Source organism: Glaciecola punicea ACAM 611 (assembly GCF_000252165.1).
In the GTDB taxonomy this organism is placed as follows: domain Bacteria; phylum Pseudomonadota; class Gammaproteobacteria; order Enterobacterales; family Alteromonadaceae; genus Glaciecola; species Glaciecola punicea.
On record NZ_BAET01000008.1, the window covers coordinates 84,529 to 107,647 of the forward strand.

Consider the following 23,119-nt stretch of genomic DNA (forward strand, 5'->3'; position numbering starts at 1 on the left):
ATTGAGGCGCTTATTAAGTTTGTAGATCGCCCCAAATCTCTTTTTAAGGTGCCAATTTCATGCCGACATCATCTAGGTCCACTGGACGACGTTCAAGACTACTGCGTGTTTCCACTGTAGAAGGAAATGCCACTGCGCGCAGTAATTTGCGCAGTCACTTAATGAGCACTGAACACTTAGACCTTGAAAACTATAGCAACGAAGGCGAGCTCAAAAATGGCCTACAGCTGAATAATTTTGACTTGGTGTTGATGGATTACCATTTTAGACAAAGTAAAAATGGCGCTGAATAGATTAATATTCTAGTGGAGCGCGAATTATTTAAGCCCTCTATTAGCCTGGTGTTTGTAAGCTTCGATAGAATGCCCGAAACGATTGGCTAAATGTTAGATTTGCACACCGACTTTATTTTAATAAAATCATATACGATTAAAAGTCTTACCGTTAATTTAGCGCTATAAAAAATGAAAGAGGCAAGATCTTGTATCAGGCGAAAAAATATAGACAAGCACTAAGTTGTGTTACACCGCTACGCGCTCCTCTAAAAATCAGATTAAATTAGAACATATCAGGATCAAACTTAGTTCTTAGCTATTATCGATGCATGACTATTTTTACAATCATACTGTAATGATACTATAGGCAAACACAACCCTTGATAATAAGCATTATGGCAAATTCTATTTACGATTTAACATTTACCAACAATAAAGGCGAATCTGTTGCCTTACAAAAATATGCAGATAAAGTGGTACTGATTGTTAATACCGCGAGTAAATGTGGCTTTACCTCTCAGTATAAAGGCTTAGAAGATCTGTACAAAAAATACAATGCTCAGGGCTTTGAAATTATAGGTTTTCCGTGTGATCAGTTTGGCGGTCAAGAGCCGGGTAGCGACACTGAAATTGAACAGTTTTGCCAACTAAACTATGGCGTCAGTTTCACTCTCTCCACCAAAGTTGAGGTTAATGGAGAGAACACCCATCCTTTTTATCAACATTTGAAACAGCAGGCGCCGGGTGTTCTGGGCAGCCAGGGAATTAAATGGAATTTCACTAAATTTTTGGTAGCCAAAGACGGCAGTGTGAAAAAACGCTATGCCAGTGCCACTAGGCCTGAGGCGCTTAATGATGATATTATTAAGATGCTTCAAGCATAATATGAAAATATTTCCCGAGCCATTTATAGGGCTCGGCATCGCTGTATTTTACTTCCATATCAAAAAGTTGCTGATACATAGCATCAATTTTAGTTTTATCTGACATATAATCGTGAAAGCAGCGAATACCCCTGCTCTTTTTTACAGTAAACTCAGCGCTATCATTGAGCCAAGAAAGTACTTCTTTGGGTTTTTGTGCATTGTGTGGGTTCAAGCGCACGGTGTTTTTTGAAGGTAGGCCTCTTTCTACATAGTCAAAATTGGCATATAGCACATTAGAAAAAACTTTTGCATCGTGATTAAAAAAGGTCAGCGACATTTGCCCGTTCGGCTTTAACAAATGCCGCATATTGAGCACCGCAGGCAAAGGCTGTAACAACCACTCTAGCACCGCATGGCATATTATAAAATCATACTTAACGCTACGTTGCTCTATCGCGTGAGTAAGATCGCTTAAAATATACTGCGTATTAGAGAAAACTCGCAAACGCTCTTTTGCAATGTCTAATGCGTCTTGTGACATATCCAGCACGGTGACATTATGACCTCGCTTGGCAAATTCTAAGCTCATCATGCCGGTACCGCCGCCTAGATCAAGCACGTCCATTTTTGATGAGTTAAGCTCTTTAGCTAAAAAGTGAAGCAACAGTTGATGGCGCAGGCGGCCCTTACTTGTGCCATATATATTTTGATCGAATTTATTGGCAATACCATTAAAGCTACTGGCAGGGATTTTCATAATATGCTCTTTATAAAATCAGCTGTGCTTACTCAATACTTGAGCGGATTTGTATGCTTGTATAAGAAGCTGCCCGAACCCTTATCACCGCAAAGCAATCACTGTAAAAGAAATTGTATAGACATATTATGCTGGGTTATCAATATCAACAAAGATTACTTCAAGTGAGTAGTTTTCCATCAGCCACTCACCTAGCGCTTTTACCCCGTAGCGCTCTGTTGCATGGTGTCCAGCAGCAAAAAAATCAATCTTTTGTTCACGTGCACTGTGCGTGGTCTGCTCTGATATTTCACCCGATATGAATGCATCAATCACTTGACCATTAACATACTGATTAGCAGTGTCGTCAATAAAGTGTTGGCCACCGCCTGTGCACCAAGCCACTGTGGCTATTTCGCACTTGTTACCCACGCTTACCACAGTATGCGAAAGGCGCGCAGACAATAGCTGAGAAAGCGCTGAATGCGACAGGGTTTCCTTTAAGTTACCCGCCATAACAATACCATCGGGCTTGGAAGCGCTTAAGGCCTTTACGTTTTGTATATTTAGTAGCTTACCTAACTGGGCATTGTTACCCATTGTCGGGTGCACGTCTAAGGGTAAATGATACGCGATAAGGCTAATACCATTAACCAACAGCTTTTTAATACGCTGCTGCTTCATGCCGACGATGGCTTGTTTCTCGCCTTTCCAAAAATACCCATGGTGAACCACAATAGCGTCTGCGTTTAAGGCAATGGCTTTGTCGATTAAGGCTAAGCTTGCAGTAACCCCGGTAACGATTTTACGGACATCGCTTTTACCCTCAAGCTGCAGACCATTTGGGCAGTAATCGCTAACGTTTGGGCTATCGAGTTCATTATCTAAAATGCTAACAATATCATTAAGTAACAAATTTCAGTCCTTCCTTATTTATACACGCCAGTTTCTAACATTGGTTAGCACATTCGACAAACCATTTTCAATGCCTTGAGACATTGCAAGTCCTAATTTTTGCGCAACCGTTTTTTTGCTTGCATATTTTAAGGTGAACATTTTGAAGGACGCATTTGCGTTCATTAGGAAATCATCAGAGGTTTGGATGTCGTCAACCAAGTTAAGCTCTTTGGCTTTAAGACCGTACCAGTATTCACCAGTGGCAACCGCGTCAATATCAATATTGGTGCGATTTTGCGCGACAAATTCTTTAAACATGACGTGAACGTCTTCAAGCTCAGCCTGAAATTTCTCGCGCCCTTCCTCAGTGTTTTCACCGAACAAAGTAAGCGTTCTCTTAAATTGGCCAGCGGTATGCATTTCAAAATCAATATCGTTCTTCTTAAGCAACTTATTAAAGTTGGGGATTTGTGCAATAACGCCTATAGAGCCAACAATAGCAAAAGGGGCCGCTATGACTTTGTCGGCTACACATGCCATCATATATCCGCCGCTGGCGGCAATTTTGTCAATACTAATGGTTAGCGGTAGGCCTTTATCTTTTATACGCTGGAGCTGTGACGCGGCTAGACCATAGCCATGCACAACGCCACCGCCACTGTCTACTTTTACAAGCACTTCATCGCCTCGTTTGGCAATGCACAAAATAGCCGTAATTTCCTTGCGCAAAGTCTCAACCTCTTTTGCCATAGACGTTCCGTTAAACGTTACCACGAACAAATTGTTAGGCTTTTCTTTTTTAATATTTCCTTTTTTGGAAGACTTTTCGTGTTTTTTCTTTTTCTTTTCGTCTTTATGAAACTGCTTTAATTCTTCTTTCGTTAGCAGTGCCTCTTTGCCCATTTTCGATAAATCATCAAAGCCCTCAGACAAGGACTCTAACTGCAAACTTCCACCGCCGCTAGGCTTTGGTTTGCTCGCCACCGACATTATAACTACCAGCACTGCCGCAATAGCAATAACAATGGTTAACGCTTTAGCAAAAAACAAACCGTACTCAAATAAAAAATTCAAACAAACACTCCACTCATTTATATTATTAACCCATCGATTTACTATTTACATATATGGGACTTTATTAATAATTTTAAAGCGCTAATTTTTAGAGGCTTAGTGCAAAAACGTTTCGTTTCCACTCTATCGTCTTAAGCGCCAAGTATCTAAAATATATATCAAGACTATATTTTACGTTACTGCATATTATGTAAAGTCTTGGTAAACGCTATGTAATAAAAGTTAGAATTTATAAGGCATCGCCTGCTATTGCTTTGGCTAAATGAATTTGTGCGGTAGTATATACACATCATAAATGAGCTAAAAAACGAAGAATTGATTAATGGTTGAACAGTATCCTCACTTAGCATTTCAAGTCCATGAAAAAAGCCTAGCGAATAAAACAATTTTAGTTACCGGCGCCGGCGCCGGAATTGGCAAGCAAGCCGCATTAGTATATGCACAGTCGGGAGCCGAAGTTATCTTGCTTGGACGTACAGTGTCTAAGCTTGAAGCAGTATACGATGAGATTATAGCGCTTAAAGCCTCAAGCGACAGTGTAAAGCAGCCAAGTATTGTGCCGCTAGATTTACACGGTGCCAAAGCATCAGATTACGATGGCTTGACGGGCATTATAGAAGACCAATATAAGAAACTAGACGGTATTTTGTTAAACGCTAGTGTACTGGGCAATTTGTGTCCTTTTGAGCAAATAAAAGAAAGTGAATATGACGAAGTGATGCAAACCAACGTTAAGAGTCATTTTTTGCTAGTGCAGTCTATGTTGGGCTTATTAAAACGCACCAAGCTTGCTTCTGTTATATTTACGACATCTTCTGTTGGTCGCCAAGGCAGAGCATTTTGGGGCGGTTACGCTATATCAAAATTTGCGACCGAAGGCATGATGCAAGTGCTTGCTGATGAACATAAAAACAGCTTAGTGCGGTTTAACTGTATTAATCCTGGGGCGACTCGTACCGACATGAGGGCTAAAGCGTATCCAGGAGAAGATCCTAAAGCGCTTAAAACGCCCGCGCAAATTATGGCAGCTTACGTATATTTAATGTCTGATATTAGCCGCGGAATTACGGGGCAATCATTAGACTGCCAGCCCATGTAAAGAATTTTTATTTACTAAGCAAAACAGCCACTTAAGTGGCTGTTTTATATAAATTTACAACATGTGTTAATTTTGCCAGCTATCGCGCAAACCAACTGTGCGGTTGAACACTAAACTGTTTTGGCTACTGCTGCCATCAATGCTGAAATAACCAACGCGCTCAAACTGAAAACCTTGGCCTTGCTCACCAAGCATTAAGGCGGGCTCTACAACCGCCTGTTTTTCTATTAAAGACTCAGGATTAATACTCTGCGAAAAGTCATCCTGTGCCCCTGGATTGGGCACTGTGAACAAGCGATCATACAAACATACTTTAGCCTTAAGTCCTTTTGTCGCACTTACCCAATGGATCACGCCTTTGGCTTTACGGCCATCTTGTGGATCATTTCCGAGCGTGCTGTCATCAAATGTGCAGTACACGCAGGTCACATTGCCATGGGCGTCTTGATCAAAACGCTCAGCTTTTATGAAGTAAGCATTTCTAAGTCTTACTTCTTTGCCGATAACTAAACGCTTGAATTTTTTATTCGCCGCTTCTTTAAAGTCTTCTGCTTCGATAAATAATTCACGTGTAAACGGCACTTCACGCGTTCCCATTTCAGGTTTGTTTGGATGATTTGGTGCCTGTAGGAGCTCAACTTTATCGTCTGGATAATTTTCAATGATGATTTTTATCGGGTCAAGTACCGCCATTCTTCGTGGCGCACTGTCGTTTAGCTCCTCGCGAATGCAGGCTTCTAGCATGCTCATTTCAACCATGTTATCCACTTTTGTTACGCCAATGCGCTTGCAAAATTCGACGATTGAATCGGGGGTATAGCCGCGTCGTCTTAAACCTGCAATAGTAGGCATTCGGGGATCATCCCAGCCCTGCACATGGTTTTCGTCAACTAGTTGGATCAATCGGCGCTTACTTAAGACCGTATATTCTAAGTTCAAACGACTAAATTCATACTGACGCGGCACACATTCTATGCTTATATTTTCAATAACCCAATCGTATAAACGGCGATTATCTTGAAACTCTAAGGTGCACAATGAATGCGTAATACCCTCAATGGCGTCACTAATGCAGTGCGTAAAGTCATACATGGGATAAATACACCACTTGTCACCGGTTTGATGATGGTGTACAAATCTTACGCGATAAATAATAGGATCGCGCATACACATAAAATTTGATGCCATGTCTATTTTGGCGCGTAAGCTGCACTGACCTTCTTTATAGTCACCTTGTCGCATTTTTTCAAAATGGATAAGGTTTTCAGCAACGTTGGTGTCTCTATAAGGGCTGTTTGTGCCCGGCTGCTTTAAGGTACCGCGCATTTCTCGCACTGCTTCTTGCTCACTAAAGTCTACATAGGCTAAGCCTTTCTCAATTAGTTCAAGCGCAAAACCATATAGCAAATCAAAATAGTCTGACGAATAACGTGCTTCGTTGTGCCAAGTAAAACCTAACCAGGACACATCTTTTTTTATCGCGTTAACATAATCAATATTTTCTTTGGCAGGGTTTGTATCATCAAAGCGCAGGTTGCAGCTGCCATGATAGTCTTGTGCAATCCCAAAGTTAAGGCAGATAGACTTTGCATGACCTATATGAAGAAAACCATTTGGCTCTGGCGGAAAACGCGTCACAATATTAGTGTGGATGCCTGCAGCTAGATCTTTATCTATTATTTGGCGAATGAAGTTGGTTGCACGGCGGTCTCTCTCGGCCATAAAGGCATCTTCCTTTTGTGTAAGTATTTAGGAGTATCACGCGAGTATACCACTACCTTGCTATAAGCATAATAGCTTGTTAGTTTTTGTGTTTGAAAGCTGTGTGGATTGACTAAGAAAAACACATTGCGCTTTTTTATGGCTGTTAAGAAGTGCCGAAGATCGAAAAAGAGGAATATAGGTTTATCACTCAAAGCTACGAGTGTTAGAATACAGCGAAGTGTTACAAGCAGGACTTGTTATGAAGTATATTATTTTAGCTGTCGTTGTTGCCTTAGCAGTGTTCTATTTTACAAGAAGCTCCAGCAATAAAAAGTTGGCGCTCGAAAATATTACTATTGGCAAGGATTTTTTGATTGAAAACAAAGCGAATGCCGATATTGTAGAAACCGCTTCTGGTTTGCAGTACCAAGTTTTACAAAAAGGCGCTGGCAGCACCCATCCAGACGCGCGTTCAACGGTAAAAGTGCATTATCATGGCACTTTGATTGACGGTACTGTATTTGACAGCTCGGTAGATAGAGGTCAAGCCATCAGTTTTCCGTTAAACCAAGTTATAAGCGGCTGGACTGAAGGTGTGCAATTAATGGTCGTGGGCGACAAGTTTAAGTTTTTTATACCGCCTAAACTGGGCTATGGAAATTCAGCAACAGGGAAGATAACTCCTGGATCGCTATTAATTTTTGAAGTAGAACTGCTAGAAATTAAATAAAAATTTGATTAGGTTTATATGCGAAACAGGCGCGCCTACTCCATTTTCATTAATCGCAACAAAAAACGCCTGAATAATTATTGCTCTGCGGGCGTTTTGCATTATATGTTAGCCTTACCTATAGCACTTATTTACGTTCGTACAGCGCTTCTATTGTGGCTGATGCAAGCGAATTTGATTTCACCATAAAGCCCGTAAGCGCCCCGGAAGGGTCTTGCGGCAAGTCTAGCTTTTGAGACAGTGCATACACCGTGAATTGGTATCGATGAGCGGCCTTGCCAACGGGAGGGCAAGCGCCGCCGTAAACGCTCTGGCCATAGTCATTCTTTATTTGAGTAACGCCCTGCAGTGCCTTTTGATCATTCGAAATCTCTACACCGGCGGCTAAAGAATTAACATTTCTGTCTATATTTACAAGTTGCCAATGCCACCAACCACTGCCAGTGGGCGCATCTAGGTCGTAAGCAAATACGGCAAAGGCTTTTGTACCCTCAGGCGCTCCGGTCCAAGATAGCTGCGGTGAGATGTTTGCGCCATCGCACCCAAAGCCGTTAAACTCCTGCGCTTTATTCATAAACTCGCCCGACTTAATATCTGTGCTGGTCAATGTAAATGTCTCAGCAAAAACCGACGCTGACAACAATATCGATGATGCTAAAACCAGACTTTTAGTAAAAAGGTTCATATTAATATATCTCCGTAATGATGTTTATCTCAATATTAAGCAGCGCAGCTTCATTCTTTATCTTTTTGATACTCATAGCGCCGTCCATCCGCCGTCAACGCTTATACTAGTGCCCGTAATTTGCGCCGCTGCATCTGAACACAAAAACACAGCCGTGCCGCCTAACTGCTGGGTTGTTGCGAATTCTTTTGAAGGTTGACGTTTAAGCATCACGTTTTGAATGACTTCTTCGCGGCTCATATTGTATTCTTTCATGGTGTCGGGAATTTGCTTTTCTACTATGGGGGTGAGCACGTAGCCCGGGCAAATGGCGTTTGCGGTGATATGTTCTTGGGCTGTTTCTAGTGCTGTGGTTTTAGTTAGGCCAATAACCCCGTGCTTAGCCGCTACATAAGCTGCTTTAAAGGGCGATGCAGTTAAGCCATGAGCTGATGATATATTAATAACACGACCCCACCCGGCCCTGCGCATCATTGGCAGTGCAATCGCGGTAGTATGGAAGGCGGAGGACATATTAATAGCGATAATCGCGTCCCATTTATCTACTGGAAACTCGGGGATAGGGGAAACGTGCTGAATACCGGCATTATTTACCAGAATATCGCATTTACCCGCATCTTTAATCAACTGTCGGCATTGCTCACCTTTTGACATATCCGCCTGAATATAGCGAGTCTTGGTGCCGGTCGCTTTTGCTATTTCAGCGGCATGTGCATGATCTTCTTCACTGTTAGAAAATGAGTTTAACACCACATCGGCGCCAGCGCGCGCCAACTCCCATGCAATGCCTAATCCAATGCCTGAATTAGAACCTGTGATAACGGCGGTTTTGCCTGCAAGTGAAATTTCAAATGCCATGATACTTTTCTTTTTAATTGTAATTATTAGGAAAGAGTAAACCACATGCTAACGCGACGCAACTGCTACATTTTCTTTTTCGTTTTAGTAGTAGGCACCGCACTTTCTGGATCTTCAGGCCAATAGTGGCGTGGGTATCGCCCTTTCATATCTTTTTGCACTTCGCGATAACTACCTGACCAGAATGTGGGTAAATCGGCGGTTTTTTGAATTAAGCTATGCGCCGGCGACAGCAGTGAAAGTGTAATAGGAAAGCTATTTCTTCCCACTCTAGGATGGGTGTTAAGTCCATATAGCTCTTGTATGCGAATAGCCAAGCTTACTTTACCTTGCTCGCTGTAATCAAGGCTATGCCTATTGCCAGTAGGGGCCATGAACGTCAGCGGGAAATACTCATCTAAATACACAAGCTGAGCATAGCTTAAGCTTGCGCGCACAATATCAAGCCAATTAAGCTCAACTAACTGCTGCCACGTAGTGACCTTGTTGAGATAAGGCACTAACCATGTTTCCATCGAGTCCATTAGAGACGATTGCGATATGCCTTGACTATCTTTGCTAGCATTGTTGTCGAGTGCTTCTAGCAATTTCATTCTTGATAAAAGTACATTTGCTTTACCTAGCAATACGATCAGTCCTTTTTTCCTAATTTGCTTAAGAAGTAATGCTGTTGTTTCATAGTCGGCGCTAAAGGAACACACCTGGTTAGATATTTCGATGGCGCCTACCCTAGCAACTTGCCGACACACTACTTTGTCTAATGCGTTATCCCAATACTGCTGCTTTTCGCTATGCGTATTTTTATCTAAAAACGCGTTTAAAGCACTGCCTGATAATTCGCAATACTGACGCACCATGGCATTTGTTTTATGCGTAATCTGGGTTTGCGTGCAGATGATCCACTGCGCATGAATGTCTTCATCATTTTGCATGAGCTCTGCACCGGTGCCATCGGCAATAGAAAAGCCTGCTTTGTCTCGTTTACGCCCGATTTTATCTGGATACGCAGCCAATAAAATGTTGGCAATTTCTTGCGCTAAATCCGGACCTTTTAATAAGCTTTCTAACAGGGCATTGTTTACATGTTTGATCCCAAGTTGTTTTGCAATTCGACTTATATCTTTGTTTAACTCAAACATCCCCTTATGTAAGGTTTTATTATTTAGCTGTGTTAGCACATAGCGACATTGAAAAACAATATCGTTGCTACCTAGCATTTGGCCTAAGGGTTTACCCTCTATTAACGCGACTAAGACTGCACTTAGTATTTTTTGATCTTCGCGGTTTTGGGTACTTGCAATCACCAACATGCGCGCTAATCTTGGTTCCGTATTAAATTGATACGCAAGCTTTGTGCTTGCCCTAATGTGACCAGCTTGATTCAAGAAACCAAGCTGCTTTAATAACCTAAAAGCGTAATCTATTTGCGCCTCACTGGGTTTATCAATGAGCGGCAATTGGGTAAAATCGGTTCCCCATTGGAGCAAGGTAAGTAAGGTTTGACTAATATCAACCTGCGTAATTTGTGCAGGTGCGTTTTCTTGCAAAAACTGCTGCTGTTCTTGCGACCATAATCGATAGCAAACACCCGCTTGCTGTCTACCCGCACGCCCTGCTCGCTGAATACTCGACGCTTTTGATATCATTTGCTCAGATAGCTGGTGCAATTTTCTGGACACTATAAATCGCTGTGCTTTTTCGCGCCCGCTATCAATCACAATGTTCACGCCGTTTATAGTTAAACTCGTTTCAGCAATGTTAGTTGCCAGTACGATTTTGCGCTTGTTACCTGGCGGTATATCAATGGCCTGTTTTTGCTGCGTTGTCGTCAAAGCGCCATATAATGGGGCAATTAAAGTATCGCTTAAGCTAAGTCTTTCAAGCGCACTTTGTACTTTGTTTATTATTGCCGCGCTCGGTAAAAACACTAATATGTTGCCACTATGATCGTGATGAGCTTGCGCAACTGTGTTTACCACAGCGTTTATCAATTGATTATTGGGGTTATTGTGTGAGCGCTGCAGCTTGCTAAAAGCCGATATAGGCTTATAAATATAGTCTATCGGATAGGTTCTGCCGCTTGATGAAAGCTGACGGGCTTTTGGCATTAACGTGCTAAGGTCGGCTACATTTAGGGTGGCCGACATTACTAACAGCCTAAGATCGGGTCGCAGCGCACTTTGTATTTCTAAACAAAGGCCAAGCGCTATATCAGACTGCACGCTACGCTCATGAAATTCATCAAATATAATTAAGCCAACGTCATTCAGTTCAGGATCGCTTTGTATCTTTGCAACTAACAAGCCTTCGGTGATCACGCATAGACGCGTTTTATCACTTAGTGCCGATTCTCCCCGCATTTGATAGCCAATGCTGCGGCCCACTTTTTCACCTAAACTCAACGCTAAAAAATTGGCAATAGATCGCACTGCGACTTGTCGAGGTTGTAGCAGCAAAATCTTCTTATTCGAAAAATAGGCCAATGACAATAACTGAAGCGGCAGGTAAGTTGACTTTCCCGCGCCCGGTGGAGCCGATAAAATACAGTCATTCTCTTGTATAAGGCTTAGTAACTCAGGTGTAATAGTTTCAATTGGCAAGGGGATCATATAAGGGATAAATCTATAGTTAACGTTAGGGTGCGAGCTGATGTGAGCTAAGTGTCAAATCACGTCGGTTTAGGTGTATGTGAAATCTATGCTAGTTTAATAATTAACAAAGACCATCAGAAATCATTATGCCTTAGTGTGAATTTTTAGTACCTTATAAGGATAAAAAATATAACGACACTGATGTTACCGCATGAATCACTTATCTGAAACCTTCAATGAGCTCAGTCGCATTATTGTGACCGCCTTAAATGAACCGCAAACCTATATTCAGTTTGTAGTGGTAGCGTCGCTATATTCTCTTGCCTATGTAATTGCTTTATATATTAAACGAAACATTAGCGCCTTACATTTAAAATCCGACGAGAATTCACACCCTTTACGAAAATTAGCCTTTAACATCGGCATTATTTTAGCGCCCCTACTGGGTCTGTTTTTCATAAAAATAGCCTACCAAGTGGTAATGACCTTAGGCTACGACTCCTGGTTTATTCGCTTTATATTAGCCGTAGCCGTTTTATTATTCTTCTATTCTGCCATTACTACTTTTGTAACCAGCCCTTTTGCTGCTCACCTATTTAAGTGGATTGGTTTACCCATTCTATTTTTGCATGTTGTTGAGCTACTCAACCCGCTTATTTTGATATTAAAAGATATTTCAATAGAAGCAGGTAATGTCAATATATCTGCGTATGGATTTTTACGGGTATTAATATTTGGCCTACTGCTATTTTGGTTAGGTAGAGTATCGAATAATTTTGGCAAGGCGATTATCAAAAAACAGCTTGCTTTGGATGTCCCCACGCGCGAGGTATTCACCAAGTTATTTGAAGTCTCGCTGTTTTGTATCATTGTGTTGTTGCTACTCAATGTAATGGGCATAAACCTGACTACGCTAGCTGTTTTTGGCGGCGCACTGGGGGTAGGCATTGGTTTGGGTCTGCAGTCTATTGCTTCAAACTTTGTGTCGGGTATTATTATATTATTAGATAAGTCGCTCACCATTGGAGACTATGTTGAGCTTGATAATGGTCAAACCGGCTTTGTGCGCGAGTTTAGAATGCGTTATACCGTGTTAGAGACGTATGACGGTAAAGACTTACTTGTGCCCAACGAAATGTTTATATCAGATTTATTGGTTAACTGGTCGCATAAAGATCCAAAGCAGCGCTACAAAGTCGAATTTTCCGTGCCTTACGCTACCGATGTTCGAGCCATGGTGGAATATATTAAAGAAGCCGTAGCTGAGCATCCGCAGGTCCTAAGCGGAGATGAAGTAGCGTTAGAGGAGCGCCCAGACTGCGAGATTGAAAGCTTTGGAGACTCGGGCATCAATATGTTTGTTGAGTTTTGGATGATCGGCATAGACGATGGGAAAAATCGTGTAGGCGGTGATTTAATGCTGATTATTTTTGAAACCTTGCGTAAACACAATATTGAAATACCCTTCCCGCAAAGAGAGGTGCGTATTTTAAATCCTGAGCATAAACCGGCAGGCTAATCCGTTTACCCTAGGTTATTTATCCTGTCTGTCACCCACAAAAAATCCGCCATAAGACGGATTTTTATTTAGCAAAATAAACGCCTGATTACCAACCAGTAATTTCGCGTAAACCTTTGCCAATCTCAGCAAGAGAGCGAACCGTTTTAACGCCAGCCGCTTCTAAAGCCTTGAATTTTTCATCGGCTGTACCTTTACCGCCCGCAATAATTGCGCCGGCATGGCCCATACGCTTTCCAGCTGGCGCAGTTACACCGGCAATGTAAGAAACGACAGGTTTAGTGACATGCTCTTTGATATATTGCGCCGCTTCTTCCTCAGCGTTACCGCCGATTTCACCAATCATCACGATGGCTTGTGTAGCAGGATCTTTTTCAAACAGCGCTAGAATGTCAATAAAGCTAGCACCCGGAATTGGGTCGCCGCCAATACCTACACAAGTAGATTGACCAAAGCCTTCATCGGTAGTTTGCTTAACGGCTTCATAGGTAAGTGTACCCGAGCGTGAAACAATGCCTACTTTGCCAGGCATGTGAATGTGACCAGGCATGATACCAATCTTGCATTCTCCAGGGGTAATTACGCCTGGGCAGTTTGGTCCTATCATGGTCACGCCTTTACGCGAAATGTACTCTTTCACGTATAACATGTCGATAGTTGGAATACCTTCTGTAATGCATACAATCAGCTCAATTCCAGCGTCGGCTGCTTCAATGATTGAATCTTTACAAAATGGTGCCGGTACGTAAATCACAGAAGCCGTTGCGCCTGTTTCTTTAACTGCGTCAGCCACGGTATCAAATACTGGCAAACCTAGGTGGGTTGTACCGCCTTTACCAGGTGTGACGCCGCCGACCATTTTTGTTCCATACTCTATAGCTTGCTCTGAATGGAACGTACCTTGTCCGCCAGTGAATCCTTGGCAGATAACTTTTGTATCTTTGTTAATTAAGACGCTCACTGTGCACCTCCGGCTGCATCAACCACTTTTTGAGCAGCGTCGCTCAAACTAGTCGCCGCAATAATATTTAGTCCACACTCTTTTAGTTTTTGAGTGCCTAACTCGGCGTTGTTGCCCTCTAGTCTTACTACGACGGGTACATTTACGCCTACTTCTTCAACCGCGCCTATAATACCTTCGGCAATCATGTCACAGCGTACAATGCCACCAAAAATGTTAACCAGTACCGCTTTTACGTTACTGTCAGACAAGATAATTTTGAATGCTTCGGTGACACGCTCTTTAGTAGCACCGCCGCCAACGTCTAGAAAGTTAGCTGGGTTGCCGCCGTGAAGTTTAACAATGTCCATAGTACCCATAGCAAGACCTGCGCCATTTACCATACAGCCAATATTACCATCTAATGCAACATAGTTCAGTTCCCACTGAGCCGCTTGTGCTTCACGCGCGTCTTCTTGTGAAGGATCGTGCATGTCGCGTACTTTAGGCTGACGATACATTGCGTTACTATCTATTGCTAATTTAGCGTCTAAGCAATGCAAGTTACCATCTTTTTTGATCACCAATGGATTAACTTCGATTAGCGCTAAGTCTAAATCTTCAAACATTTTGGCTAGGCCAATAAATATTTGTGTAAACTGCTTAACTTGAACGCCTTTAAGGCCAAGTTTAAATGCAATTTGACGTGCTTGGAAAGGCTGAGCGCCCACCAGCGGATCAATTTCAGCTTTAAGAATTTTTTCTGGCGTGTGTTCAGCAACCGTTTCAATTTCTACGCCACCTTCTGTAGATGCCATAAACACAATTTTACGTGAAGTACGATCAACAACCGCACCTAAATACAGCTCTTGCGCTATGTCTGTACATGACTCTACCAAAATACGACTAACTGGCTGGCCTTTTTCGTCAGTTTGATAAGTTACTAGGTTTTTGCCAAGCCAAAGTTCAGCAAATGCTCTGATTTCTTCTTTGGTCTTAACTAGCTTAACGCCGCCCGCTTTACCGCGTCCGCCTGCGTGCACTTGACACTTGACTACCCATTCGCTGCCGCCAATGCGACCAGCTGCTTCAACAGCTGCCTGTGGTGTATCGACAGCGTATCCATCAGAAACGGGTAAACCGTACTCTTTAAATAACTGCTTACCCTGATATTCATGCAAATTCATGGTTATTTATCCGATTGTCTTGATTGATTGAGAATGCGTGAACATACCCGCTTAAAACAGCGCCGAAGGATATCACAAAAGCAATAACTTGTTCGGCGTTCTTATTGGCCATACAAGCCGTATGCTGCAGATTTTTACGCTAAACTATAGCTGAACTGCAGAATATTTTGCTTGTGGCTATTTTTACACGTCTAGCAATAAACGCGTTGGATCTTCTAACATTTCTTTGATCGTGACTAAGAAACCAACTGATTCTTTACCGTCTACTATTCTGTGGTCGTAAGACAAGGCTAAATACATCATAGGCAGTATTTCTACTTTGCCGTTCACGGCCATAGGGCGATCTTGGATTTTATGCATGCCCAATATCGCACTTTGTGGAGGATTAATGATAGGCGTAGATAATAGTGAACCAAACACACCACCGTTGGTGATCGTAAAGTTACCGCCTTGGAGCTCACTTAGCGCAAGTTTGCCATCACGGCCTTTGAGCGCTAGTTCTCTAATGCCTTTTTCTATGGCGGCCATACCCAGTGTGTCGGTATCTTTTAGTATAGGCGTGACAAGTCCACGTGGCGTTGACACCGCGATGGATATGTCAAAATAGTTATGATAAACAATGTCATCACCGTCAATTGACGCGTTAACTTCTGGGAAGCGTTTAAGCGCCTCGGTGACCGCTTTTACATAAAATGACATAAAGCCTAAACGTATACCGTGACGCTTTTCAAAGCTATCTTGATATTGCTTGCGCAAGTCCATGATAGGTTTCATGTTAACTTCGTTAAACGTGGTCAACATAGCGGTGTCATTCTTGGCTTGTAATAAACGTTTTGCGATTGTTTTGCGTAGACGTGTCATCGGTACACGTTTTTCAGACCTTTCGCCTTGTGCAAGGCTTGGCTCTGCCGCTGGCGAAGCACTCGTGTTTGGTGCATTACTAGTCTTAGCCGGCGCTGCTTTTACATGGTGCTCTACGTCTTCTTTTGTTACGCGTCCACCTTTGCCTGTGCCTTTAACGCTGCTAGGTTCGATATCTTTTTCGGCCAATAGACGACGAACAGACGGACTTAGGGTATCTGTGTCAGTATCTGTGTCAGTCTTTTGTGTTTCTGACTTTTGTGTTTCAGACTTTGCTGAAGCTGCACTTTTTGCGTCGCTAATTGCGCCGCTTACAAACTTAGCAATAAGCTGTTCTGCGATTACCGTTGCGCCTTCCTGGGCAATAATTTCGCTAATTGAGCCGTCATCAGGTGCCACTACTTCAAGCACCACTTTGTCGGTTTCAATGTCGACTAAATTCTGGTCGCGCTTAACTGCTTCACCGGGCTGCACATGCCAAGTGGCAATGCTAGCGTCGGCAACAGACTCGGGCAACACCGGAACATTAATATCTTGGACTTTACCAGATGGTGCGCTTGAAACAGGCGCGGCAGGTGCAGTTGCTGTATTACCCGTATTTGATACTGCCCCTTCAGAAACGGTTGCCAGTAATTGCTCACCTAATACAGTTTCGCCTTCGGGGCACAGAATTTCGCCAAGTACTCCGTCAGCTGGTGAAACCACTTCTAAAACCACTTTATCTGTTTCAATATCTACCAGATTTTGATCTCGCGTTACCGTATCGCCAGCTTTAACATGCCAAGTTGCAATGCTTGCATCAGCAACTGATTCCGGTAATACGGGAACTTTTATTTCATGTGCCATCTTAGGTTCCTTGTTTAATGATAAGTGCGTTTTCAACCAGTGCTTTTTGCTGCTGATTGTGAACAGTTATGTAACCTACCGCAGGCGAAGCTGATGCCTCACGCCCAGCATATGCAAGTGTTGCGCCTTGCGGGATCGTATTTCTAAAATGATGCTGACTGCTATACCAAGCGCCTTGATTTTGCGGCTCTTCTTGACACCAAACCCAGTCACTCACATGTGCATACTTAGTCGCAACTGCTTCCAACTCCTTGCTTGGGAACGGGTATAACTGTTCTATTCTTACGATAGCAACATTATTTAATTCATTTTCGCGTCGTTGTTCTAACAGGTCATAATAAACCTTTCCAGAGCACATCACCACTCGGCTTACTTTTTCAAGAGTAAGTTCGTCTATTTCATCAATAACATTATAGAAGATACCGGTGCTTAAGTCGTCTATACTAGACACTGCAAGAGGATGGCGCAGTAAAGATTTTGGTGACATTACAATAAGCGGTTTACGCATTGGGCGTACCGCTTGTCTACGCAGCATATTATAAACTTGTGCGGGCGTAGAAGGCACGCACACCTGCCAATTATGATCTGCACAAAGCTGCAAGAACCTTTCTAAGCGCGCTGAACTGTGTTCAGGGCCTTGGCCTTCGTAACCGTGCGGTAATAAAACCGTTAGACCGCATAAACGTCCCCACTTAGCTTCTCCTGAACTTAAGAATTGGTCAAACACCACCTGAGCACCGTTTGCAAAATCGCCAAACTGAGCTTCCCAAATAGTCAATGTGCCTGGTTCTGCAGTCGCAAACCCATATTCAAATGCCATTACCGCAGCTTCAGACAAGACTGAATCGTATATTTCTATTTCTCCTTGCCCAGCACGCAAGTGCTGCAAAGGAATATAGGTAGAGGCATCAGTTTGATTGTGTAAAACAGAATGGCGATGGAAGAAAGTGCCTCTTCCAGAATCTTGGCCAGTAAAGCGTATATCGCTGCCATAATCGAGAATAGTTGCATAGGCTAGGTTTTCTGCCATGCCCCAGTCGATCATGCGCTCACCCTTTATCATCGAAACGCGATCGTTATATAGTTTATTTATTCTTGAATGTAGTATATGACTTTCTGGAAAGCTAGTGATAGATTGCCCTAGCTCTACTAGCCGCTCTTTGCTAACACTACCATCGTAATCAACATCCCAATCATGGCCCAGATATGGAGACCAATCTACAGAATGCGCTGTCATTGGACGCCATTCTTCAACCACACATGCTCCGTGGTCGAGAGCTGCTCGGTAATCCGAAATCATTTTTTCTACTTCATACTTCTCTATAATGCCTTGAGCAATAAGTTGATCAGCGTATATTTGTCTGGCTACTGGATGCTTCTTAATCTTTTTATACATGAGCGGTTGGGTTGCGCTTGGCTCATCAGCTTCATTGTGACCGTGGCGACGGTAACAAACTAAATCAATCACCACATCACGCTTAAATGTATTTCTATAATCTAAGGCTAGTTTTGTCACAAACGAAACGGCTTCTGGATCGTCGGCATTAACGTGAAAGATTGGCGCCTGCACCATTTTTGCAATATCAGTGCAATATTGGGTTGATCTTGCATCTTCTATTTTTGAGGTAGTAAAGCCTACTTGGTTATTAATAACGATACGTACCGTGCCGCCTACAGAGAACCCTCTAGTTTGGGACATATTGAACGTTTCCTGCACCACGCCTTGACCAACAATAGCCGCGTCACCGTGAATGGTGATAGGTACTACGGCTGAACCGTTAACGCAGTTGCGTCGTGCTTGCCTGGCCCTAACAGAGCCCATTACTACCGGATTCACAATTTCTAAATGAGAGGGGTTAAACGCCAATGCTAAATGCACATTGCCACCGTCGGTAGCGAAATCTGAAGAGAAACCCGCATGGTATTTAACATCGCCAGCGCCTAAAGTACCGTCGTGTTTACCAGCAAACTCATCAAACAACACCGATGGATTTTTGCCCAGTACGTTCACTAAAACATTCAAGCGACCTCGGTGAGCCATACCCAACACAACTTCTTTTGCGCCCGACTCTCCTGCCGCACAAATAAGTCCTTTCAACATTGGCACAAGCGCATCGCCGCCTTCGAGGCTGAAACGCTTAGCACCGGTAAATTTATTGCCTAAGTACTTTTCCATACCGTCGGCGGCAACAAGTCCTTTCAATATTTTTAATTTTGCATTGCGATCAAAGGTTGGCTTTGCTTCAACTGATTCAAGGTAGTGCTGAATCCAGCGTTTTTGCTCAGTGTCGGTAATGTGCATATATTCAGAACCAATTGAACCACAGTAAGTGTGGTTAAGTGATTTGAATAGTTCGCCCAGTGGCATTTTTTCTTTGCCAACGGCATAAGAGCCCAGACTATAAATAACGTCGAAGTCAGCTTCTGATAAGTTGTGAAAGGAAAGCTCTAAATCTCTTACGCGTTCTTGCTTCCAAAGTCCAAGTGGGTCCAAATTAGCGTGCTGGTGGCCCCTGAAACGGTAAGCGTTGATAAGCTGAAGTACTTTAACCTGCTTAACATCGCCCGAAGAGTCGCCAGCGCTTGGTGGGGGTGCACCCATACGAGCAGAAGGCCCAAGCGCCGCCATCTTTCTAAAGCTGTCGCGAATACTTGTATGGTTGGCTTCAACTGTCACACCTTCCACTTTAGGCAGTTCGTCAAAGATTGCTTTCCAACTGTCTGAGACATTAAGGGGGTTTTCAAGATAGGTTTCATATAATTCTTCAACATAAGCAGCGTTGGAACCTGCCATATGCGAGGAGTCCCACCATGCCTTCATCACGCTATTGTGCATCATTTAGCCTTGATTTAAATAATTGTTGGTATTGTATTCTAAGTAGTATCTAAAATAAATCTTCTATAACCAAAGTCTTAGTATTTTTCACTTTATTTACAAAAAAAAAGCTATCCACTGCTGGATAGCTATTTGAGCTTTGTCTATATTAAATGAACGTTGCTGGTCAATTTACTTGCCCATTAAACAGCACGTTGTAATAACATTGATTTTATTTTTCCGATAGCTTTGGTAGGGTTTAAGCCCTTGGGACAAACACTAACACAGTTCATAATGCCATGGCATCTAAAAACACTAAAAGCGTCATCTAAGTCACTCAAGCGTTCTTCGGTGGCTGTGTCACGGCTATCGATAAGAAAGCGATATGCGTGAAGCAAGCCGGCCGGACCAATAAACTTATCAGGGTTCCACCAAAACGACGGGCATGATGAAGAACAACATGCACACAAGATACACTCATATAAACCGTCCAGTTTCGCGCGTTCTTCAGGCATTTGAATGAATTCACGCGACGGTGGTTGTTTGTCGTCATTAATAAGGAAAGGTTTAATCTTTTCATATTGTGTATAAAACTGAGTCATGTCTACAACTAAGTCTCTTACCACCGGTAAACCAGGCAGTGGACGTACAATTATTTTACCTTTGCCTAGAGAAGAGACGGGCGTGATACACGCTAAACCATTCTTACCGTTCATGTTCATGCCGTCAGAACCGCAAACGCCTTCTCTGCATGAGCGACGAAATGACAAGGTAGCGTCTTTCTCTTTAAGGGCGATGAGTGCATCAAGCACCATCATATCTTGGCCTTCTTCTACCGCAAGAGCATAGTCGACCATTTTAGGCGCATCATCCACTTCTGGATTATAGCGATAAATCGAAAATTTTAATTCCATCATTAATACTCCTATTAATATGTACGGGCTTTAGGAGGGAATGCCTCTCTAAGCTTGGGCGCCATGTTCACTTCACGTTTCAGCATGGTATCACCATCTGGCACGTAAACTGAGTGGCACAACCAATTTTCATCGTCGCGGTCAGGGAAATCGAAGCGACTGTGTGCACCTCGACTTTCTGTTCTAAAGTTTGCCGCAACGGCGGTGCTGTAAGCAGTTTCCATCAGGTTGTCTAGCTCTAAGCACTCAATACGAGCGGTGTTAAAATCAGCACTTTTATCATTCAAACTAGCGTGTTGCAAACGTTCGCGTATTTCTGATAACTCTTTAAGGCCTTCAGCCATTGCGTCCCCTTCCCTAAAAACAGAGAAATTGAGCTGCATGCACTGCTGCATATCTTTCTTGATTTGCGCTGGGCTTTCACCCTTGCCTTTTTCAGAAGATTCCCATCTGTTAAATCTTGCCATGGCGGCATCAATATCTGAAGTAGAGGCTTCTGACTTAATTTGAATATCGTCGATACTCTTGCCTAGATGCAGGCCTGTAGCGCGGCCAAACACAACTAAATCGAGTAAGGAGTTTCCGCCTAAACGGTTTGCGCCGTGAACAGACACGCAGGCTATCTCACCGCAGGCAAACAGACCTTCCATAGGCGTTTCTTTACCATTTTTATCAATATTTATTACTTGACCATCGACGTTAGTTGGAATACCACCCATCATGTAATGACATGTGGGTATAACGGGAATAGGCTCTTTCACTGGATCGACGTGCGCAAAAGTTCTCGAGAGTTCCAAAATACCAGGCAAGCGCGACTCTAATACATCTTTACCCAAATGGTCTAACTTGAGTTTTAGGTGAGGACCCCATGGACCATCACAGCCACGTCCTTCACGGATTTCGGTCATCATTGAACGAGCCACAACATCACGTCCTGCTAAGTCTTTAGCATTTGGCGCGTAGCGCTCCATGAAGCGCTCGCCGTCTTTATTTAACAAATAGCCACCTTCACCACGGCAACCTTCGGTTACCAACGTTCCTGCACCGGCTATACCAGTAGGGTGAAACTGCCACATTTCCATGTCTTGCAGCGGAACACCGGCACGAACAGCCATGCCCACGCCATCACCCGTGTTAATGTGCGCATTAGTAGTAGATGCATATATACGACCCGCACCGCCGGTAGCTAATACGACGGCTTTAGATTTGAAATAAACAACTTCGCCTGTTTCAATGTCAATTGCGGTGCAGCCAACTACTTGGCCTTGTTGATTTTTTACTAGGTCTAATGCATACCATTCAGAAAATATGTTTGTCTTATTTTTAATGTTTTGCTGATATAACAAATGCAGTAAAGCATGGCCAGTTCTATCTGCAGCAGCAGCTGTTCTGGCGGCTTGCTCGCCCCCAAAGTTTCTGGATTGACCGCCGAATGGACGCTGATATACTTTTCCCTCTTCGGTGCGTGAAAATGGTAAGCCCATGTTCTCCATTTCAATAATGGCTTCAGGTCCGGTTTTACACATATATTCAATGGCCTCTTGATCGCCAATGAAGTCAGAACCTTTAACAGTGTCATACATATGCCATTCCCAATTGTCTTCATGAGAATTACCAAGCGCAACGGTAATGCCGCCTTGTGCCGAAACTGTGTGAGAACGGGTTGGAAATACTTTTGACAGGAGTGCGCACGAACGCCCAGACTCTGTTATCTGCAGTGCTGCACGCATGCCTGCGCCACCAGCACCTATAACTACTGTATCAAATTCATGAACAGGTAAACTCATTCTAAACACCCCATAAAACAAACAGACCAACCGCTACGTAAGCGAAGGCCATTAAATTAAGTACAAATTGCAAACCCATGCGCAAATTGTGCGGTTTAACATAATCAGTTAGCACTTGCCAAAGACCAATACGAACATGCATCAAAATAGCCAGCAAAGTAATCAAGGTAAATGCTTTCATATATATTGAGGCAAATAAACCCTGCCATACAGTATAAGTGATTTCGGGAGTGGCAATAAAAAAGTACACCATAAAAATAGTGAACGCCGATATTACTGCTGCGGACGCTCTAAGCGTCACGTAGTCTTGTATACCGTTGCGTTTCATTGACGCTTGATTAGTTACCATAATATCACTCCTAAAACGACGGTTAGTACAATCCACCCGCCAATAGCAATATTAGCACTAAGGTTTCCAGAATGTAGTTCTTCCCAATACCCCATGTCCATAATAACGTGGCGAATGCCACCAAGTAAATGGAACGAAAGTGCAGACAATGTACCTAATGCAACAACGTACCCGAAAGGTCCGTTTAGTACGTCTTTTACCATCTGAAAATCAGCTTCAGAACCCAAAGATGTAGCCCATGCCCAAATGACGAAAACGAGCGCGAAGAACATGGCGACGCCAGTAACTCGATGCAAGATAGACGCTTTACCGGCAGCTGGCAATTCGATTGTGGTTAAATCTAGATTGACTGGTCTTTGCTTTTTCACAATAAATAACCTATTTTT

20 protein-coding genes are annotated in these 23,119 nt (G+C 43.1%); 5 read left to right on the forward strand and 15 right to left on the reverse strand.

Annotated elements, in window-relative coordinates; genetic code table 11:
- Positions 1-59 precede the first annotated feature (59 nt).
- Both GPUN_RS04920 and GPUN_RS04925 read left to right on the forward strand, forming a co-directional pair.
- Complete coding sequence (locus tag GPUN_RS04920) at positions 60-293, forward strand: response regulator (RefSeq protein ID WP_006004074.1); 234 nt, start codon at positions 60-62, stop codon at positions 291-293.
- Between the two features lie 377 nt (positions 294-670).
- Entirely contained in the window at positions 671-1,159 is a 489-nt protein-coding gene (locus GPUN_RS04925; protein WP_040520324.1) for a glutathione peroxidase, read from the forward strand.
- On the opposite strand, the gene GPUN_RS04930 is transcribed toward GPUN_RS04925, so the two are convergent.
- The 3 genes from GPUN_RS04930 to sohB form a co-directional block, all read right to left on the reverse strand.
- The gene (locus tag GPUN_RS04930; protein ID WP_006004077.1) at positions 1,140-1,898 is read right to left on the reverse strand and encodes a methyltransferase domain-containing protein; all 759 of its coding nucleotides are present in this window, start codon (positions 1,896-1,898) and stop codon (positions 1,140-1,142) included. The two genes, GPUN_RS04925 and GPUN_RS04930, sit on opposite strands and share 20 nt — an antisense overlap.
- A 126-nt stretch (positions 1,899-2,024) precedes the next feature.
- Entirely contained in the window at positions 2,025-2,792 is a 768-nt protein-coding gene (locus GPUN_RS04935) for a Nif3-like dinuclear metal center hexameric protein (protein ID WP_006004079.1), read from the reverse strand.
- A gap of 18 nt (positions 2,793-2,810) precedes the next feature.
- A complete protein-coding gene (gene sohB / locus GPUN_RS04940; RefSeq protein WP_006004081.1) occupies positions 2,811-3,848 on the reverse strand; it encodes a protease SohB in 1,038 nt (345 codons plus the stop codon).
- 322 nt (positions 3,849-4,170) lie between these two features.
- Here sohB and GPUN_RS04945 point away from each other — a divergent pair, with 322 nt between their 5' ends.
- Positions 4,171-4,947 carry a YciK family oxidoreductase gene (locus tag GPUN_RS04945; RefSeq protein WP_006004085.1) on the forward strand — a complete coding sequence of 259 codons (777 nt, stop codon included), beginning with the start codon at positions 4,171-4,173 and terminating at the stop codon, positions 4,945-4,947.
- Positions 4,948-5,013: 66 nt separating this feature from the next.
- On the opposite strand, the gene glnS is transcribed toward GPUN_RS04945, so the two are convergent.
- A complete protein-coding gene (gene glnS / locus GPUN_RS04950; RefSeq protein ID WP_006004087.1) occupies positions 5,014-6,669 on the reverse strand; it encodes a glutamine--tRNA ligase in 1,656 nt (551 codons plus the stop codon).
- Between the two features lie 241 nt (positions 6,670-6,910).
- Here glnS and GPUN_RS04955 point away from each other — a divergent pair, with 241 nt between their 5' ends.
- Positions 6,911-7,381, forward strand: a complete 471-nt coding sequence (locus GPUN_RS04955) for an FKBP-type peptidyl-prolyl cis-trans isomerase (protein ID WP_040520364.1) — start codon at positions 6,911-6,913, stop codon at positions 7,379-7,381.
- 127 nt (positions 7,382-7,508) lie between these two features.
- Here GPUN_RS04955 and GPUN_RS04960 read toward each other — a convergent pair whose 3' ends face one another.
- The 3 genes from GPUN_RS04960 to hrpB form a co-directional block, all read right to left on the reverse strand.
- Complete coding sequence (locus GPUN_RS04960) at positions 7,509-8,066, reverse strand: YbhB/YbcL family Raf kinase inhibitor-like protein (protein ID WP_006004092.1); 558 nt, start codon at positions 8,064-8,066, stop codon at positions 7,509-7,511.
- Between the two features lie 72 nt (positions 8,067-8,138).
- Complete coding sequence (locus GPUN_RS04965; protein WP_006004094.1) at positions 8,139-8,924, reverse strand: 3-hydroxybutyrate dehydrogenase; 786 nt, start codon at positions 8,922-8,924, stop codon at positions 8,139-8,141.
- Positions 8,925-8,989: 65 nt separating this feature from the next.
- A complete protein-coding gene (hrpB, locus tag GPUN_RS04970) occupies positions 8,990-11,524 on the reverse strand; it encodes an ATP-dependent helicase HrpB (RefSeq protein WP_158309259.1) in 2,535 nt (844 codons plus the stop codon).
- A gap of 202 nt (positions 11,525-11,726) precedes the next feature.
- On the opposite strand from hrpB, the gene GPUN_RS04975 reads away from it, so the two are divergent.
- Positions 11,727-13,034: a mechanosensitive ion channel family protein gene (locus GPUN_RS04975; RefSeq protein ID WP_006004098.1), complete on the forward strand. Its 1,308-nt coding sequence runs from the start codon at positions 11,727-11,729 to the stop codon at positions 13,032-13,034.
- Between the two features lie 88 nt (positions 13,035-13,122).
- Here the strand turns inward: GPUN_RS04975 and sucD are convergent, their stop codons facing one another.
- The 8 genes from sucD to sdhC all read right to left on the reverse strand — a co-directional run bounded on the left by sucD (position 13,123) and on the right by sdhC (position 23,101).
- Positions 13,123-13,995: a succinate--CoA ligase subunit alpha gene (gene sucD, locus GPUN_RS04980; protein ID WP_040520326.1), complete on the reverse strand. Its 873-nt coding sequence runs from the start codon at positions 13,993-13,995 to the stop codon at positions 13,123-13,125.
- Complete coding sequence (gene sucC, locus GPUN_RS04985) at positions 13,992-15,161, reverse strand: ADP-forming succinate--CoA ligase subunit beta (RefSeq protein ID WP_006004103.1); 1,170 nt, start codon at positions 15,159-15,161, stop codon at positions 13,992-13,994. Before sucC ends, sucD begins: the two co-directional genes overlap by 4 nt.
- A gap of 183 nt (positions 15,162-15,344) precedes the next feature.
- Positions 15,345-16,868, reverse strand: coding sequence for a 2-oxoglutarate dehydrogenase complex dihydrolipoyllysine-residue succinyltransferase (gene odhB, locus GPUN_RS04990; protein ID WP_006004107.1), 1,524 nt, complete (start codon positions 16,866-16,868; stop codon positions 15,345-15,347).
- Position 16,869: 1 nt separating this feature from the next.
- Entirely contained in the window at positions 16,870-19,704 is a 2,835-nt protein-coding gene (locus GPUN_RS04995) for a 2-oxoglutarate dehydrogenase E1 component (RefSeq protein WP_006004110.1), read from the reverse strand.
- Positions 19,705-19,886: 182 nt separating this feature from the next.
- Positions 19,887-20,597, reverse strand: coding sequence for a succinate dehydrogenase iron-sulfur subunit (locus GPUN_RS05000; protein WP_040520328.1), 711 nt, complete (start codon positions 20,595-20,597; stop codon positions 19,887-19,889).
- 14 nt (positions 20,598-20,611) lie between these two features.
- Positions 20,612-22,384 carry a succinate dehydrogenase flavoprotein subunit gene (sdhA, locus tag GPUN_RS05005; protein WP_006004114.1) on the reverse strand — a complete coding sequence of 591 codons (1,773 nt, stop codon included), beginning with the start codon at positions 22,382-22,384 and terminating at the stop codon, positions 20,612-20,614.
- Position 22,385: 1 nt separating this feature from the next.
- On the reverse strand, positions 22,386-22,733 hold the full coding sequence (gene sdhD / locus GPUN_RS05010; protein WP_006004116.1) for a succinate dehydrogenase, hydrophobic membrane anchor protein: 348 nt from the start codon (positions 22,731-22,733) through the stop codon (positions 22,386-22,388).
- Positions 22,727-23,101, reverse strand: a complete 375-nt coding sequence (gene sdhC / locus GPUN_RS05015) for a succinate dehydrogenase, cytochrome b556 subunit (RefSeq protein WP_006004118.1) — start codon at positions 23,099-23,101, stop codon at positions 22,727-22,729. Before sdhC ends, sdhD begins: the two co-directional genes overlap by 7 nt.
- Positions 23,102-23,119 lie beyond the last annotated feature (18 nt).